The sequence below is a fragment of the Mycobacteroides sp. H003 genome, from assembly GCF_001440135.1.
Taxonomy (GTDB): domain Bacteria; phylum Actinomycetota; class Actinomycetes; order Mycobacteriales; family Mycobacteriaceae; genus Mycobacterium; species Mycobacterium gwanakae.
Map to the genome: position 1 here is coordinate 15997 of NZ_LJYL01000024.1, position 15052 is coordinate 31048.

Below are 15052 nucleotides of genomic sequence, written 5' to 3' on the forward strand. Positions count from 1 at the left end.
TCCGACTACCGGTTGATCGCAACCTACAAGGCCGCTCCAACCGTTGCCGCTACCCGTCCCGGCCGCCCGGCGGGTCGTCGAGCATGGGAGTGTGCGCTATCACCGGGTAGGCGCCGGTGTATCCGATGCGCTCCTGCGCGAGCTGCAGGACGCGGCCGCGGCAGAGGTACCAGCCCGCGGTCAGCACGGGGACGAGTACCACGATCGCGATCAGGTTCCACGCGTTCTCGTAACACATCAACACCACCACGGCCGCCAGGAACGCCAGCGTCAGGTACCCGGTGTACGGGGCTCCGGGCATCCGGAAACTGCCCCGCCGCAGGATGCCTCGCTGCGACCACCGGTACAGCTGGATCTGGCAGATCACGATGGTGGCCCACGAGGAGATGATCCCGAGCGCCGCGAGATCCAGCGCGGTTTCGAAGGCTTCGGCGGGTATGACCAGGTTCATGAATATCCCGACAAGTGTGAGGGCGCCGGTGACCGCGATGCCCATGAAGGGCACTCCGCCAGAGGTCATACGGGACAACACTTTTGGCGCACTGCCATTCATCGCCAGGGATCGCAGAATCCGCCCCGTGCTGTACAGGCCCGCGTTCAGGCTGGACAGTGCGGCCGTCAGCACCACAAAGTTCATGGCATCGCCGGCGTACGGCACGCCTATCCGGGAGAAGAAGGTGACGAAGGGGCTCTCGCCGGCTTTGTAGGTCCCATAGGGCAGTAGCAGTGCCAGCAAGATGAGCGAACCCACGTAGAAGACCGCGACCCGGAACACGACGGAGTTGATGGCCCGGGGCATCACCTTTTCCGGGTTCTCGGTCTCGCCGGCGGCGATGCCGACCAGTTCGACTGCGGAGTACGCGAAGACGACTCCCGAGGTGACGATGACCAGGGCCATCAGACCGGTGGGCAGCAGGCCGCCATTGTCCGCGATCACAGACGGTCCTGTGCTGGCACCCTCGACCGTGAAGCGGCCCGCCAGGAATACCGTCCCGATGACCAGGAAACCCATGATGGCAACCACTTTGATCAGAGCTGCCCAGAATTCCATCTCCCCGAACAGTTTGACGCTGATGGTGTTCATGGTCAGCACGATGACCAAGGCAATGAGTGCGATGGACCACTGAGGGATGGCCTTGAAGGCGCTCCAGTAGTGCATGTACAGCGCGATGGCGGTGACGTCGACGATGGCGGTGGCGGCCCAGTTGAAGAAGTACATCCAGCCTGCGACGTATGCCGCCTTCTCACCAAGAAATTCGCGGGCGTACGACACGAAGGACCCCGAGGACGGCCGGTGCAAGATCAGCTCGCCCAGCGCACGAAGGATGAAGAACACGAACACGCCGCAGACCGCATAAACCAAGAACAAGCCCGGTCCCGCGCTGTGTAACCGGCCACCGGCTCCCATGAACAGCCCCGTGCCGATGGCACCCCCGATGCCGATCATTTGGACTTGCCGGTTCTTCAGCCCCTTGTGATATCCCTGTTCCTCAGGGGCGGGCGCTGATGTGTCATATGTTGCCGGGGACGTCATCGTGCGACCGTAGCGACCGGAAAGTTGCTGAGTGGAACAACGATGTTACGAACATGCTGCGACACGGAGAGGTGACGCGTTGGTGCGGCGGACCGGGTTGCGCCTCAGGGGCAAAGCTGCGGCAGGCCCTTGATGATCGCCCTAGTCAGCGCTTTGGCCGTAATCGCGGCTGCACCCGGTATGGCCATATCGAAGCGGATTGTGTAGTTCAGTTGCGTTCTGCCATCGGGGAGGTGGGTTAATTCCTGACGACCCCAATGCTGCTTGAGTGGCGAGCCCTTGATGATCTTGTATTCGATCAAGGTGGGTCGATCAGCGGTCATGGTCGCCTCCCAGAACTCTGGTAATAGGCCACCTTGAGCCCACGGGCCGACCCGACGCCATAGCGCCCGGTCTCGCCGTCTCGCACCTCGGTTACCTTCAGTCCGAACAGCTCGTAACTTTCATGTTGGACGAGCTTGTCAAACACCACCTCGGGGGCGGACGTGAAGGTGTGTACGACCTGCACACGCACGGGGGCTGGCGGAATGGTGCCGTCGATAGCCATAGGTTCCTTTCAAAGGGACGACGGTGACGGTACCCGCTCTGTCACCAGAGGCAATGCCCTGGCGTTATCTCGCCGGTTAGAACGGCGGCGGATTCGCCTTGGCGCGTGCGGCTTGTGCGTGCTCGCGTTGTAGTCGCTGTCGTTGGTTGAGGTTTCGTTCGGCGGTGCGGCGTTGTTGACGGTCCTGGGCGCGGGTGCGGGACCTGCTGAGATTGGCGAACAGTAGCCCGCCGGCAGGGGTAGTGGGGTAGGTGTGTCCGGTGGGCGCTTTCCAGATGACGGTGCCGTCCGGCTCCTGAATTTCACGCCATCCGCAGAAGGTTTTCAGTAGATGGTGTTTGCGGCACAACGCCTTCAGGTTCTCTACTGAGGTGCGGCCGCCGTCGGCATATGCGACGCTGTGGTCCAGGTCTGCAGTATCGGCGGGGTGCGAGCAGCCAGGGAAGCGGCACATCTGATCGTGACACCGGATATAGGTGTCGAGGGTGCGGGTGGGCCGATAGCGGTCGGTGTCCCTGGCGTGCAGGGGCCGGATCCGGGTGCCGGGCTGGGTGGCAATGTGGCGAGCCTGCGCGCCATTGATGACTCCGAATCCGGATACCTGGGCGGGCTCAAGGTTTTCGGGGTCTTCCAGGGTGTCCTGATTGGCGACTAGGTGCACGATGACGGGGGTGTCGGGAATGGCAACCCCCGCGCAGCCGGGGTCATCGCAGGTGCAGCGCATCCGATCTAGGCCCTGAGTGAGGGCGCCGATGGCATCGGCACGCCGTTGGGCTTTGGTGCGAGGGTCGGCGGGGCAGACGGTAGCGACCAGCTGCTCGAGACGTTTGTCGAGGGCCACGGCGTGTGGGGTCTGCAGTACACCCCAGATCTCGGCCAGGGGGTCGCCGGTATCGAGGGGCCGGATCTCGAGGTGGCGGTCGTCGGTGGCAGTTTTGGTGCGGCGCACCGCGTCACGGTCGTGGCGGTAGATCAGCGCGTCGAGTGCGCCGGTGATCCGTTTAATCGACCAGCGTTCCCAGCGGGGCAGCGCTTCGCAGATCGCCGCATCGACGGCGGCGACTAGAGCATCGTCTTCCAGTAGTTCGGTGCGCCCGATGATCAACGCGACGGTGCGAAAGTCGATGTCTCCGGCGGCGAATCGCTGTGCCACGGCACGCAGCCGATGGCGCAGGACATAGGCGTAGCGCATCTGATGTGAGGCCAACGCGTGGGTGATGCCCTGTGCGGCGGCCACTTGCGCGGCAACCTCGTCCCAGCGGTCCACCGCAAACCTGTCGCGAGGATCCTGCTGCTCGGGGTCCGCGTGGCGATCCACCAGCACGCCAATGGCAGAGAGTCGTCGCGCGGCTGCCTGTGCCTCCGCGCGCTGCGAGGAGCTGATCACATCGATCAGTCCACCGTCTGCTAACCCATCGAACATATGTTCGATATTAGTGTGGAAAACTCAGCACCGCAATGGCTTTAGCGAACAACTCCAGTCACTCTGGAAACATAGACCGGTGGGGATGCCCCCAGGGCAGGTATTCGACTCCGCGCGCGTCGCGGTCCCAGAGCTCATCGTCCCCGACAGCGAGGCCCTCTGAAATCAGCACACGCTTGAGAACTTTGTTGGTCGCGGTGGACGGGAACGCGGGCGTCAAACGCACATATCGCGGCCAGCCGGTTCGCGGCAGATCATCCTGGGCGGCTAGAAACGCGGTGAAACCCGACGGCGTCAACGGCTCTCGCAGCACCAGCGCGGCCATCACCTCGTCGCCCCCGGAGGCGTCGCGGACGGCGTACACGGCCACCTGGCTCACTGCTGGGTGCCGCTGCACGATCCGTTCGATGGGTGCCGCCGCCAGGTTCTCGCCATTGATCCGCATCCAGTCGGCTGTCCGCCCGGCTAGGTAGATCCAGCCGTCTGCGTCCCGGTAGGCAAGGTCGCCCGACCAATACATGCCGTGGCGCATCCGTTCACCGGTAGCCTCGTCGTCGTTGTAGTACCCCGAGAAAAAGCCTGCCCCTTCGGTGTTCACCAACTCACCGACCGCTTCATCGGGATTGACCAGGATGCCGTGCGGATCGAACCGGGCCACGGCGCATTCGATCAACGTGTCGGAGTCGTAAATCGCGACACCGGGGAAGCCCTTGCCGATGGAACCCGTCGGCGTACCCTCCTCCCGGGTGACGATGACGGCATTCTCCGTCGAACCGAATCCGTCGTACACCGCGACATCGAATCGTCGTGCGAACTGGTCAATGTCGTTATCGCAGGCCTCGTTCCCGAACGCCACCCGCAGCGGGTTGTCCGCATCATCGGGCTGTTTTTGTGTGGCAAGGAGATATGCCAGTGGCTTGCCGACATAGTTCATGTAAGTGGCGCCGACCTCCCGGATGTCCTGAAGAAAGCGCGATGCGGAGAATTTCGCCGGGGCCAGCGCGGCACCCGCCGCCATTGCGACACCCCATCCGGCCAGCACGGCATTCGAATGAAACAACGGCATCGAGACATAGCAGACATCCTTGGGGCACAGCGAGAATCGGGATACCAGCGACTGAGCCGCGACGAGCACCATCATGTGTGTCACGAGAACTGCCTTCGGGTCACCGCTGGTCCCTGAGGTGAAGATCATCATGAAGGGGTCAAGGGCCGCGGCAGTCCGATACGGCTCCAGCGCGCCGGCCGCCTCGACATCGCGGCGCCAGCCCGTCCCGTCGACATCGATCACAACGACGTCAGATAGATCCAACGATTCGAGCAGAGGGCGATGCTCGCTGTCCACAAGCAGTAGCTGCACATCCGCCTTGCGGATATCGCGCACCAAACCCTCGCCACGACGAGTGTTGTTGATCGCGCACAGGATGTATCCGCCCTGAGCGGCCGCAGCCATCGCAATCGCCATCGCAGGGGTATTGCCCAGCAGGGTGCCGACGTGAAGAGGCCGGTGCGGGTCGGCCCGCCGAATCAGTGCTGCCGCCTGACGGTCCGCCTCGGCCACGTACTCGCGCCAGGTCCACGTCGCGCCTCGATACATGAGTGCAACGTTGTCATCGGTGGCCCGGGCACGCACCAGCTGCTGAATGGTCTCAGCCATGAACTGCTTCGGTCAGCGACGCCGACCGGACGCCCAGATGTCTTGTCAGAAAGCCTATTTGGTGGAACACGACGGAGTCGAAGCACTCCTGGCCCTGATAGACGCCGAAGTGATCACAGGGGTAGTGGCGCACCTCGGCCCGTGCCTTGAAGGCGGCCTTGGCGGCGGCGTACGGTGGCGCGGCCCGATCGAAGTCGGCGACCTGTACCAGCGTGGGACAGTTGATCCGCGCGGCATGGCGGGTGGGACGGTACGCGGCAAGTTGAGTGCCCACCGTCGCGTCGATCTCGTTGCGCCAAGAGGGTCCCGCGATCGCCAGATGCGCCTCGTAGTACCCGTCTGATGTCAACGCCGCGAGCTCTCCCGCATGCCCGACGATCGGAATGGTCTGCTGGTGACGTCCCACCCGGCTGCGGATACCGGTGAGCGCCGAGCGAGCCAAGGTGCGGGCGCTGTGTTCGCTCATCGCCGAGCGCGCGGCCGCAATGCCGTCCACCAACGGCGTCACCGAGACGACGGCCGCGATATCGTTTCGCGAACCGGCGACTGCCAGTACGTGCCCACCGGCGAGGGACACACCCCACAAGACGACCCGCCTGGGATCAACACCGGGGAGGCGGGCGGCGGTGTTCACGGCAGCGTGATAGTCGCCGATCTGATGGCTGAACGAAACCTGTTGCCGGGGAAAACCGTCGGAGGATCCGAAGCCGCGATAGTCGAACGCGAAGGCGTGCATGCCCGCGTCGGCGAGCCGCGCCGCGAAGGCTTCCAGTCCCGAATCCTTGGTACCGCCCAGTCCGTGTGCCATCACCACGACGGGGGCCGGCTCCGTTGCCGTCTCCGAACGGTAAAGCCATGCATCACAGTCGATTCCGTGGCTGTTGAATCGGATGTTCTGCCGGTTCATGCGGCACCCCTCGCCCGCGCGAGTCCGCGGGGGATCTCTCTGGTCCTCATATCATGCTCGTAGAGGAAATAGTCCAACTGCTGCGTGTGGCGCGGGCGATCAAGCATGTGCCCGGTGTACTTGCGATGTTCCGCCTCGATCACCTCGTGCATGTCGTCGATCGAGGGCAGCCGGTATTTGCCTGCCGCATAGGCGCCCACCAGTCGTGCCTGGCATTCGACGAACGGGAACAAGGATGGAACGGCCTGCGCCAGGCCGACGAAGATCAGGTCGTCCAGCCCGGGTTTGAACATCCGTTTGTACAGGTCGATGCGGTTGTCCGGCGCACTGAGAAATTCCGGATCGAAGAACGGGAAGGTGATGTTGTAACCCGTGGCGAAGATGATCACGTCGAAGTCCGCGGACGTGCCGTCCTCGAAATGCACGGTGTCACCGTCCAGTCGGTCGATGTTCGGCTTGGGAGCGATGTCTCCGGATCCAAGTCGCAGCGGGAGCTCGACGGATTGGGTGAAATGTGCCTCGCCGAATTTATGGTTCGGCATCGGTAGCCCCAACTGATCGGGGCGTCCCGACATGAGGGGCTGCATCATCTGAAAGAGCTTGCGTTGCCATGACATCGGTATGTGTGGGCTGGTGCGGAAGTACTTATCGGCGGGCTGGCCGGCCACGTACTTGGGGACGATCCAGGCGCCGGACCGGGTGGAGAGGGCGACGGTGTTTCCGGTAGCTCGGGACGATAGCTCTACCGCGATATCGGCGGCGCTGTTACCCAGGCCCACCACCAGGATCCGTTTGTCCATGAGATCCAGGGGAGTGCGGGGATCGATGTAGTGGTGAGAGTGCAACGTCGTGCCGGTGAAGGTGCCGGGGAAATCGGGATATCTGGGGTCCCAGTGATGTCCATTGGCGACGACGAGAAGGTCGAACAATCGGCGTTCACCCTTCTGTGTCAGTAGTTCCCAGCCACCGGTTGACAAGCGCTCGGCGTGGACGATGCCGTTCTGAAATTCAATATGGGGCTTGAGGTCAAAGGCCGTCGCGTAGTCCTCCAGGTACTGCTTGATCAGGGTGTGGTGAGGAAAATGTGGGTAGCTGTCGGGCATGGGGAAGTCGCGGAAGGAGAGCTGATGCCGCGAGGTATCGATGTGCAGGGAACGGTACGCACTGCTATGGCCGTTGGGGTTGCCGAATGCCCAGTTTCCGCCAATGCGATCTGACGTTTCGAAACAGGTGTAGGGAATTCCGTAGTCGGACAACATCTTCGCGGACGTCAGTCCGCTGATTCCGGCACCGATGATCGCGGTGTTGGGTCGGGTCATGAGACTCCTTGAGGTCCGGCCGCGGCATTGCGGTCGCTTGTGAACAGTTTCGAAAATCTGTTCATCCGAAGTGTACACAGATCTTGAAATGTGTCTACAGCTTGTCTAGATTGAGGGCATGACTGCGGTGTTCGATGGAGGTTCGATACCCGACCCCGATAGCGATTCAGTGGCCGCCCGGCTACTCGACGCTGCCGAGAAGATATTGGCTGACAAGGGAATTCGGGCAACAACGATGACGGACGTGGCGGAGGAAGCCGGCGTATCGCGTTCCTGGCTGTACCGCCACTTCCCGGACAAGCAGACTCTGGTGGGTGCCGCGATCATCCGATTGATCGAGACCAGCTGGGCCCAGTCCGCCGCGGAGCTTGCGGACATCGAGGGGTTCGAGGCTCAGTTGGTGGCCGGGGTGAAAATCGGACGCCGCGCATACGACGATCCCGGCACCTTGCTCATGCGGATGCGAGTACGCGAGCCCGAGGAGTTCATGGCCTGCGCCGGCGCGGGCGTGCAGGGGCTGGTGCCCGATCTCGCCGGATTCTGGCGTCCGTATCTTAAGGCGGCCCGCGATGCCGGAGAAATTCACGCGCGCACAGACATTGAGGAAGCAAGCGAGTGGATCGCCCGTGTGATGATCAGCCTGGGCAGCGTACCCGGGAACCACATGGATCCGGATGATCCTGCCTCGCTGCGCCGCCACTTCCGGAGATATGTCCTACCGGCGCTTCGCATAGCGCCCGTGAAATAGCAGTAACACAAGGAGAGTCGACTATGGCTTCGCACAACGACGTGCAGTTCGACACGGTGATCAAAAATGGGCGATGGTTCGATGGAACCGGCGCGGCATCGGCTATCCGAGACATCGGGATCAAGGACGGCCATATTGTCGCGATCTCGCACGGCGACCTCGATGTCACGAACTGTCCGCACATCATTGATGCGACGGGAAAATGGGTGCTCCCGGGGTTGGTGGACGTCCACACGCATTACGACGTGGAAGTCCTCGCCGCACCCGCACTGTCGGAGTCGGTGCGGCACGGCGTGACAACGGTGCTACTGGGTTCTTGCTCGCTGTCCGTGGTGCATGTCAACGGCGTCGATGCCGGGGACATCTTCGGCAGGGTGGAGGCGATACCGCGCGATCACGTCATCGGGGCGATGGATCGGCACAAGACATGGACGAATGCGCGCGAGTACATCGCGGCGCTGGAGTCGCTTCCGCTGGGGCCGAACATCGCCACGTTCCTGGGGCATTCGGATATGCGCGCGGCGGTGATGGGTTTGGATCGCGCCACCCGTAAGAACGAACGGCCCACGCCCGATGAGCAGTCGCAGATGGACAGGTGGTTGACCGAGGCCCTCGATGCTGGTTTTGTCGGAATGTCCTCTCAGCAGCTGCTCTTCGACAAGCTGGACGGCGATGTGTGCCGTTCTCGGACGCTGCCGTCTACCTATGCCAAGCCGCGTGAGCTGCGAAAGCTCAAATCCCAGCTTCGCCAAAGGAATCGGGCGCTGCAATCCGGTCCGGACATCGAGAATCCGTTGAACGTGTTGTCGCAGGCAGTCCAGTCTCTGGGCATCCTGCGCAAGCGGCTATCGACGTCGCTGCTATCGGCGGCCGATATCAAGGCCAACCCGTATGCGATCAGGGCGATGGGGCCGCTCGCTCGCATCATCAACAAACTGGGTGGCAATTTCCGCTGGCAGCATCTGCCCGTGCCATTTGAGGTCTATGCGGACGGTATCGACCTGGTGATCTTCGAAGAATTCGGTGCGGGGGCCGCGGCCCTGCACTTGCGCAACGAAGTGGAGCGCAATGATCTGCTGCGCGACGAGAAGTACCGTCGCCGGTTCCGCAAGGAGTACGAGAGCAAGTTTGGTGTAAGAGTCTGGCACAGAGACTTTTTCGATGCCGAGATCGTTGCCTGCCCTGATGCCTCGGTCGTCGGCAAGTCTTTCGGCCAGGTCGGTCTGGACCGCGGGGGCCTGCACCCTGTCGACGCGTTCCTTGATCTGGTGCTAGAACACGGGGCCGCCATCCGCTGGCGCACCACTATTTCCAATCATCGCCCCGAGGTGCTTAGGCAGCTCGCGCAAGATCCCGGCATCCAGCTCGGCTTCTCCGATGCCGGTGCTCACCTGCGGAACATGGCCTTCTACAACTTCGGGCTGCGGCTATTGAGGCATGTGCACGAGGCGCAACTAGCCGGACAGCCGTTCATGACCATCGAGCAGGCCGTGCACCGACTGACTGGTGAGCTTGCCGATTGGTACCAGATCGATGCCGGTCATCTCCGAATCGGCGACCGGGCAGACCTTTTGGTGGTTGACCCCGCGAGGCTCGATGGATCCCTGACGGAGTATGCCGAGCAGTCCGTTGCTGCTTACGGGGGATTGTCGCGGATGGTCAATCGCAATGATGAGACAGTCTGCTCGGTGCTGGTCGGCGGACACGGCGTCGTGGTCGACGGCAAGCCCACCGAAATTCTCGGAAAGGAGCGAACGGGAGTCTTTCTGCGTGCCGGGCAGAAAGCACGTTCGGCTTCGGCGGGGCACGTACCGGCCGTCAGTTAGTACATCTAGATCTGAATACAGCAGAAGATGTACTATCCATGTCATGGAGACCCTGGTCCATCGTGATGCCCTGACGAGATTTGGATCGGCACTGTCGGACCCGACGCGCTCGGCGATCCTGCTGAGCCTGCGATCGCGGCCCGGTTACCCTTCGGAGCTCGCCGAGGAGGTCGGGGTATCGCGTCAGATCACCTCGAATCACCTTGCGTGTCTTCGCGGTTGCGGACTTGTCATCGCCGTTCCCGAGGGTCGGCGCACCCGTTACGAGCTGGCCGATACGCGGATCGCCCACGCCCTGGATGACTTGGTGGACTTGGTGCTGACGGTCGATCCGTCCTGCTGCCCGGCTAATGAGGGTTGCTGCTGATGGTGCTCACGTCCCAGCGCCGAGACGTGCTCAATCGCAGGGTGCGTCTTTTCGTCGCCGCCACGATCACCTACAACGTCATCGAGGCCGTCGTCGCCCTTTCGGAAGGTGCGCGGGTGTCCTCGACCGCGCTGATCGGCTTCGGCTTGGATTCGGTTATCGAGGTGTCTTCGGCCGCCGCGGTGGCGTGGCAATTCAGTGCCGAGGATCCGCAGACTAGGGAGAAGGCCGCGCTGCGTGCCATCGCGTTCTCGTTCTTTGCGCTGGCCGCGTATGTGACGGTGGAGTCGATCCGGTCGCTGGCGGGGATCGGCGAGGCGCGGCATTCGACGATCGGTATCGCGCTGGCGGCGGTGAGCCTCGCGGTCATGCCGGTGCTGTCTTGGGCGCAACGCCGGGCAGGTCGTGAGCTGGGATCTGCGTCGGCGGTGGCCGATTCCAAGCAGACGCTGCTGTGCACATATCTGTCGGCGGTCTTGCTGGTAGGACTGCTCGTCAACTCCCTCTTCGGGTGGTCATGGGCGGACCCGGTCGCGGCGCTCGTGATCGCTGCCATCGCGGTGCGTGAGGGCATGAACGCCTGGAGGGGCGAATCCTGCTGCGCACCAATGACCACGTCGGTGCCGGGGAATGCCGCCGCCGACGGATGTGGGTGCTGCGAGCACTGACGGTCTCCGTGGTCTACTATCTGCGTATCAATGCAGATATGCAGTAGAGGGGCGTAATGGTGAATGCTGACAGTTCGCCATTGGGCGATGAGCAGGTTGGGCTGGTAGTCGAAGTATTTCGAATGCTTGCCGATGCCACCCGGGTTCGGGTGTTGTGGGCACTGACTGGCGGCGAGTTGTCGGTCAATGAGCTGGCCGACCACGTTGGCAAACCGGCGCCCTCGGTGTCGCAGCACTTGGCGAAGTTACGTATGGCCCGGTTGGTCCGGACTCGTCGCGATGGCACCACCGTTTACTACAGCCTGGAAAACGAACACGTCGAGCAGTTGGTGACCGATGCCGTCCACAACGCCGAGCATGCGGGTCCGGGAATCCCGCCGCATCACCGCGCGGAGGCCGTGCTGCATACCGCCGGATCCGTGAAAAAGGTTGGTAAGAAATGAGTCACACCCGAAACCAGCCCGCTCATCACGATCACCATGATCATGGTCATCAGCATCCCGGAGGGTTGAGGGGCCTGCTCGCCGAGATCGTGTCGCCGCATAGTCACGATGCCGCCGACAGCATCGACGATGCCCTCAGCTCCAGTGCGGCCGGAACTCGGGCCGTGAAGATCAGCCTGGCCGCGCTGCTGGTGACGGCTGCGTTTCAAGTGGCGATCGTGGTGGTGTCCGGTTCTGTGGCGCTCGCCGCCGACACCATTCACAACTTCTCCGATGCGCTCACGGCGGTGCCGCTGTGGATAGCCTTCGCACTCGGAACACGGGTCGCGACAAGGCGATACACCTACGGATTTGGACGCGCCGAGGATCTGGCCGGCCTGTTCGTCGTATCGATGATCGCGCTGTCGGCCGTGGTGGCGGGCTATGAGGCTGTGATGCGTCTGATCAACCCGGTGCAGATCGGTCAACTGGGTTGGGTGGCGGTCGCCGGAGTGGTCGGGTTCATCGGAAATGAACTCGTCGCCCTCTACCGGATCAGGGTAGGCCGCCGGATCGGTTCTGCGGCACTGGTCGCCGATGGCCTGCATGCGCGCACCGACGGGTTCACCTCACTGGCTGTGGTACTGGGTGCCGGAGGTGTCGCATTGGGATATCCCTTGGCGGACCCGATCATTGGATTGGTGATCACCGTGGCGATTCTCGTGGTGCTGCGCACCGCGGTTCGAGATGTATTCCGGCGGTTGATGGACGGGGTGGATCCCGCATTGGTCGATGCCGCGGAAACGGCGTTGGTGGCTCAGCCGGGGGTGCGCACAGTGCGCAGCGTGCGGCTGCGATGGATCGGGCATCGCCTCCACGCGGATGCCGAACTCGATGTCGACCCGGACATCAGCCTGGCTGAAGCGCACCGGATCGCTCATGTTGCCGAACACGAACTGACTCATGCGGTGTCAAAGCTGGACAGCGCTCTTATTCACGCGTACCCGGGACACTGAGGCGGCGGACGGCGTAGATGAAAATGCCGACTGCCAGCACGGCTGCGCCGGCGACGACCGAAGGCCGTGGCAGTGCGAGGGCAATCACCAGGCAGCCGGCGAGACCAAGCGCCGGAACTATTCGCGGCGGTCGCCCCTCGGCGGGGGCGAGTGTCCACGCCGAGGCATTGGCTACCGCGTAGTACACCAGCACCGCGAAGGACGAGAACCCGATCGCGCCGCGCAGGTCGGCGGTGGCTGCCAGGATCGAGACCACAAGACCGACAAGAAGTTCAGCGCGGTACGGTACTCCGTACTTGGGGTGCACCGCCGCCAGGACGTGAGGTAGATGGCGATCACGCGCCATCGCGAAGGTGGTGCGTGAGACTCCGAGGATGAGTGCCAGCAACGAGCCCGTCGCCGCCACGATGGCGCCGATCCGCACCACCGGTTCCATCCACCGCACACCCGCCGCGGTGACGGTGTCGAGCAGGGGAGCTGCGGATTCCGCCATTCGCTCCGGACCCAGCGTCGTCAAGGTCGCCACGGCGACAACGGCATACACCACCAGAGTGATCGCCAACGCGATGGGGATCGCGCGGGGGATGGTGCGTGCCGGATCGCGTACCTCCTCACCCAGAGTCGCGATGCGGGCATATCCGGCGAACGCGAAAAACAACAGGCCCGCGGCCTGCAGCACTCCGGTGATCGACACATCGGTGATGTCGAGGGTCGCGACATCGATGCCGTCGGATCCGAACGCCGTAACCACAATCGCCGCCAACACCGACAGCACGATCGCCACGATTACGCGTGTCACCCATGCCGACTTTTGAACTCCCGCATAGTTGATCGCGGTCAGGGCCACCACCGCCGCTACGGCGACGGCGTGTGCGTGGGTAGGCCACGCGTAGAAGCCCACGGTCAGGGCCATGGCGGCGCATGACGCGGTTTTCCCGACCACGAAGCCCCAACCGGCCAGATATCCCCAGAAGTCGCCGAGACGCTTGCGGCCGTACACGTAGGTGCCGCCTGAGGCGGGATACACCGCAGCCAGCCGGGCCGAGGATGTCGCATTGCAGTAGGCGATCACCGCGGCCAGTCCCAGGCCCAGCAGCAGCGCTGAACCGGCCGATTGGGCGGCGGGCCCCAAGGCGGCGAAGATTCCGGCGCCGAGCATGGAGCCCAACCCGATCATGACGGCGTCGAATGTGCCCAGTTCCCGTCGAAGGGGGCCGGACGGGGCGCGGCTCATGCGTTCCGCGGCATGTACATGATGACCCCGACGCCGGCCACGCAGAGCAGCGCGCCTGCCACATCCCAGCGATCGGGTTGGAACCCGTCCATCACCATGCCCCACAAGAGTGACCCGGCGACGAACACTCCGCCGTAAGCCGCCAAGATGCGGCCGAAGTGGGCATCCGGTTGCAGGGTCGCCACGAATCCGTAGGCGCCCAGTGCGATCACTCCGAATCCCGCCCATGTCCAGCCGCGATGCTCGCGCACGCCCTGCCATACGAGCCAGGCACCGCCGATCTCGAGGACCGCGGCTGCGGCGAATAAGAGGATCGACTTTGTGACAGGCATGGGGGGAGCCTAATCGCCCCGATCGGACCCGGCGGGAGTGCGCGGCTCGTAGGATTTCGACTCGTTGTACTTCGGGGGAAGGAAAGCTATCGGGATGTCATCAGCGTCGGTGGTTATCGGTCTGTGGGTAGCTCTTTCGGAGAGAAACTGGGACGCGGTCACCACGTTTCTTGACGATGATTGCATTTACTTGGACATGCCGGTCGGACCCACCGCTGCGGCATGCGGGCCAGAGAACATCGTCAAGCGTCTGAAGATCGGCCTGGAGCCGCTGAAGGACTATGTGCACCATGACGGGCTAATCGTCGCCAATGGTGCAGACGTGATGTATGAGCACTCCGAGACATGGATCTGGACCACCGGGGAAACCGCGCTGCTGCGGTTCGCGTCTGTGCTCAAGGTGATTGACGGGAAAATCACGCTCTGGAAGGACTACTGGGACATGGGGGCACTGACGAGCGTGGCGCCGCCATCATGGTTGGAAGACCTCGCGAGTGCGGACATGAGCTGGATTTATGACGCAACAGGAAAGGTCTGAGGCTCAGCGCAGTTTCTCGCCGTAGACGCGCTCGACCTTCAACGCCATCAGGACGCGTCGGTCGGACACCATGACAGAGCGGTACTCCTCCCAATCAGGATGTTCGCCGGCCGCTCCGCGGTAGTAGTCGACGAGCGCTTCGACTTCGGGCCCGTGAGGGTCGGTACCGGGCCCGGTCAGGGTCACGCCACCCTCAGCCGTTGCCCAGGCCCGTCCGTCCGAGCTGGTGACCTCCAGTGCGGCGCGGGGATCACGGCGAAGGTTCACGGTCTTGGCACGGCCGTCCGTCATCGAGACGTAGATGACGCCCTTGTCGCGGTCATAGAACGGAGTGACGGGGGAGAGCTGCGGGAGTCCAGTGGATCTGATGGTCGCCAGGACGCCGATGCGGCTGTCGGCTATGAGCGCATGCGGATCGAACTGCGGGGCGGCATTCATATCTGCACGAACCAGGCGCATGGGGCCGGTATTCCGCGCAGTCGACCCGAAAGACGAGACCGGGAAGATACCGGGA

Annotated in this window: 17 protein-coding genes; 7 read left to right on the forward strand and 10 right to left on the reverse strand. The window is 63.2% G+C overall.

All coding sequences use genetic code 11. From position 1 onward, the window contains the following. Positions 1–49 precede the first annotated feature (49 nt). The 7 genes from AOT87_RS16940 to AOT87_RS16965 all read right to left on the reverse strand — a co-directional run bounded on the left by AOT87_RS16940 (position 50) and on the right by AOT87_RS16965 (position 7387). On the reverse strand, positions 50–1534 hold the full coding sequence (locus tag AOT87_RS16940; RefSeq protein WP_057968258.1) for an amino acid permease: 1485 nt from the start codon (positions 1532–1534) through the stop codon (positions 50–52). A 104-nt stretch (positions 1535–1638) separates the two neighbouring features. Further along, the gene (locus tag AOT87_RS29090; RefSeq protein WP_109398808.1) at positions 1639–1857 is read right to left on the reverse strand and encodes a hypothetical protein; all 219 of its coding nucleotides are present in this window, start codon (positions 1855–1857) and stop codon (positions 1639–1641) included. Further along, entirely contained in the window at positions 1854–2081 is a 228-nt protein-coding gene (locus AOT87_RS29095; protein WP_109398809.1) for a hypothetical protein, read from the reverse strand. Before AOT87_RS29095 ends, AOT87_RS29090 begins: the two co-directional genes overlap by 4 nt. A 76-nt stretch (positions 2082–2157) precedes the next feature. Beyond that, positions 2158–3504, reverse strand: coding sequence for an HNH endonuclease signature motif containing protein (locus AOT87_RS16950; protein WP_057968352.1), 1347 nt, complete (start codon positions 3502–3504; stop codon positions 2158–2160). A gap of 58 nt (positions 3505–3562) precedes the next feature. After that, on the reverse strand, positions 3563–5161 hold the full coding sequence (fadD1, locus tag AOT87_RS16955) for a fatty-acid--CoA ligase FadD1 (RefSeq protein WP_057968353.1): 1599 nt from the start codon (positions 5159–5161) through the stop codon (positions 3563–3565). Then, a complete protein-coding gene (locus tag AOT87_RS16960) occupies positions 5154–6068 on the reverse strand; it encodes an alpha/beta fold hydrolase (RefSeq protein WP_057968354.1) in 915 nt (304 codons plus the stop codon). The genes fadD1 and AOT87_RS16960 overlap by 8 nt, the downstream gene beginning before the upstream one ends. Then, positions 6065–7387 carry an NAD(P)-binding domain-containing protein gene (locus AOT87_RS16965; RefSeq protein WP_057968355.1) on the reverse strand — a complete coding sequence of 441 codons (1323 nt, stop codon included), beginning with the start codon at positions 7385–7387 and terminating at the stop codon, positions 6065–6067. Before AOT87_RS16965 ends, AOT87_RS16960 begins: the two co-directional genes overlap by 4 nt. A 118-nt stretch (positions 7388–7505) precedes the next feature. Between AOT87_RS16965 and AOT87_RS16970 the strand changes: the two genes are divergently transcribed. From AOT87_RS16970 to AOT87_RS16995, 6 genes are read left to right on the forward strand one after another with little or no spacing between them, the layout of a single operon-like run. Continuing rightward, on the forward strand, positions 7506–8135 hold the full coding sequence (locus tag AOT87_RS16970; protein ID WP_057968356.1) for a TetR/AcrR family transcriptional regulator: 630 nt from the start codon (positions 7506–7508) through the stop codon (positions 8133–8135). 23 nt (positions 8136–8158) lie between these two features. Next, positions 8159–9961: an amidohydrolase family protein gene (locus AOT87_RS16975; RefSeq protein WP_057968357.1), complete on the forward strand. Its 1803-nt coding sequence runs from the start codon at positions 8159–8161 to the stop codon at positions 9959–9961. 43 nt (positions 9962–10004) lie between these two features. Next, positions 10005–10328: a winged helix-turn-helix domain-containing protein gene (locus AOT87_RS16980; protein WP_057968358.1), complete on the forward strand. Its 324-nt coding sequence runs from the start codon at positions 10005–10007 to the stop codon at positions 10326–10328. Further along, positions 10328–10996 (forward strand): cation transporter, encoded by a 669-nt coding sequence (locus AOT87_RS16985; protein ID WP_057968359.1) that lies wholly within the window; start codon positions 10328–10330, stop codon positions 10994–10996. The genes AOT87_RS16980 and AOT87_RS16985 overlap by 1 nt, the downstream gene beginning before the upstream one ends. A 56-nt stretch (positions 10997–11052) precedes the next feature. Then, positions 11053–11439, forward strand: coding sequence for a metalloregulator ArsR/SmtB family transcription factor (locus AOT87_RS16990; RefSeq protein ID WP_046253572.1), 387 nt, complete (start codon positions 11053–11055; stop codon positions 11437–11439). Beyond that, positions 11436–12434, forward strand: a complete 999-nt coding sequence (locus AOT87_RS16995) for a cation diffusion facilitator family transporter (protein WP_057968360.1) — start codon at positions 11436–11438, stop codon at positions 12432–12434. The genes AOT87_RS16990 and AOT87_RS16995 overlap by 4 nt, the downstream gene beginning before the upstream one ends. Here AOT87_RS16995 and AOT87_RS17000 read toward each other — a convergent pair. Then, a complete protein-coding gene (locus tag AOT87_RS17000; protein WP_057968361.1) occupies positions 12409–13668 on the reverse strand; it encodes an amino acid permease in 1260 nt (419 codons plus the stop codon). The genes AOT87_RS16995 and AOT87_RS17000 overlap by 26 nt on opposite strands. After that, positions 13665–14000, reverse strand: a complete 336-nt coding sequence (locus AOT87_RS17005; RefSeq protein WP_057968362.1) for a YnfA family protein — start codon at positions 13998–14000, stop codon at positions 13665–13667. Before AOT87_RS17005 ends, AOT87_RS17000 begins: the two co-directional genes overlap by 4 nt. Before the next feature lie 94 nt (positions 14001–14094). Between AOT87_RS17005 and AOT87_RS17010 the strand changes: the two genes are divergently transcribed. Beyond that, a complete protein-coding gene (locus tag AOT87_RS17010) occupies positions 14095–14538 on the forward strand; it encodes a nuclear transport factor 2 family protein (protein ID WP_057968363.1) in 444 nt (147 codons plus the stop codon). A gap of 3 nt (positions 14539–14541) precedes the next feature. On the opposite strand, the gene AOT87_RS17015 is transcribed toward AOT87_RS17010, so the two are convergent. Next, on the reverse strand, positions 14542–14976 hold the full coding sequence (locus AOT87_RS17015; RefSeq protein WP_057968407.1) for a PPOX class F420-dependent oxidoreductase: 435 nt from the start codon (positions 14974–14976) through the stop codon (positions 14542–14544). Between the last annotated feature and the right edge of the window lie 76 nt (positions 14977–15052).

Coding starts and splice junctions, on each gene's coding strand:
- AOT87_RS16940 (WP_057968258.1), bottom strand. CDS start 1,534: ATGACGTCCCCGGCAACATATGACACATCAGCGCCCGCCCCTGAGGAA.
- AOT87_RS29090 (WP_109398808.1), bottom strand. CDS start 1,857: ATGACCGCTGATCGACCCACCTTGATCGAATACAAGATCATCAAGGGC.
- AOT87_RS29095 (WP_109398809.1), bottom strand. CDS start 2,081: ATGGCTATCGACGGCACCATTCCGCCAGCCCCCGTGCGTGTGCAGGTC.
- AOT87_RS16950 (WP_057968352.1), bottom strand. CDS start 3,504: ATGTTCGATGGGTTAGCAGACGGTGGACTGATCGATGTGATCAGCTCC.
- fadD1 (WP_057968353.1), bottom strand. CDS start 5,161: ATGGCTGAGACCATTCAGCAGCTGGTGCGTGCCCGGGCCACCGATGAC.
- AOT87_RS16960 (WP_057968354.1), bottom strand. CDS start 6,068: ATGAACCGGCAGAACATCCGATTCAACAGCCACGGAATCGACTGTGAT.
- AOT87_RS16965 (WP_057968355.1), bottom strand. CDS start 7,387: ATGACCCGACCCAACACCGCGATCATCGGTGCCGGAATCAGCGGACTG.
- AOT87_RS16970 (WP_057968356.1), top strand. CDS start 7,506: ATGACTGCGGTGTTCGATGGAGGTTCGATACCCGACCCCGATAGCGAT.
- AOT87_RS16975 (WP_057968357.1), top strand. CDS start 8,159: ATGGCTTCGCACAACGACGTGCAGTTCGACACGGTGATCAAAAATGGG.
- AOT87_RS16980 (WP_057968358.1), top strand. CDS start 10,005: ATGGAGACCCTGGTCCATCGTGATGCCCTGACGAGATTTGGATCGGCA.
- AOT87_RS16985 (WP_057968359.1), top strand. CDS start 10,328: ATGGTGCTCACGTCCCAGCGCCGAGACGTGCTCAATCGCAGGGTGCGT.
- AOT87_RS16990 (WP_046253572.1), top strand. CDS start 11,053: ATGGTGAATGCTGACAGTTCGCCATTGGGCGATGAGCAGGTTGGGCTG.
- AOT87_RS16995 (WP_057968360.1), top strand. CDS start 11,436: ATGAGTCACACCCGAAACCAGCCCGCTCATCACGATCACCATGATCAT.
- AOT87_RS17000 (WP_057968361.1), bottom strand. CDS start 13,668: ATGAGCCGCGCCCCGTCCGGCCCCCTTCGACGGGAACTGGGCACATTC.
- AOT87_RS17005 (WP_057968362.1), bottom strand. CDS start 14,000: ATGCCTGTCACAAAGTCGATCCTCTTATTCGCCGCAGCCGCGGTCCTC.
- AOT87_RS17010 (WP_057968363.1), top strand. CDS start 14,095: ATGTCATCAGCGTCGGTGGTTATCGGTCTGTGGGTAGCTCTTTCGGAG.
- AOT87_RS17015 (WP_057968407.1), bottom strand. CDS start 14,976: ATGAATGCCGCCCCGCAGTTCGATCCGCATGCGCTCATAGCCGACAGC.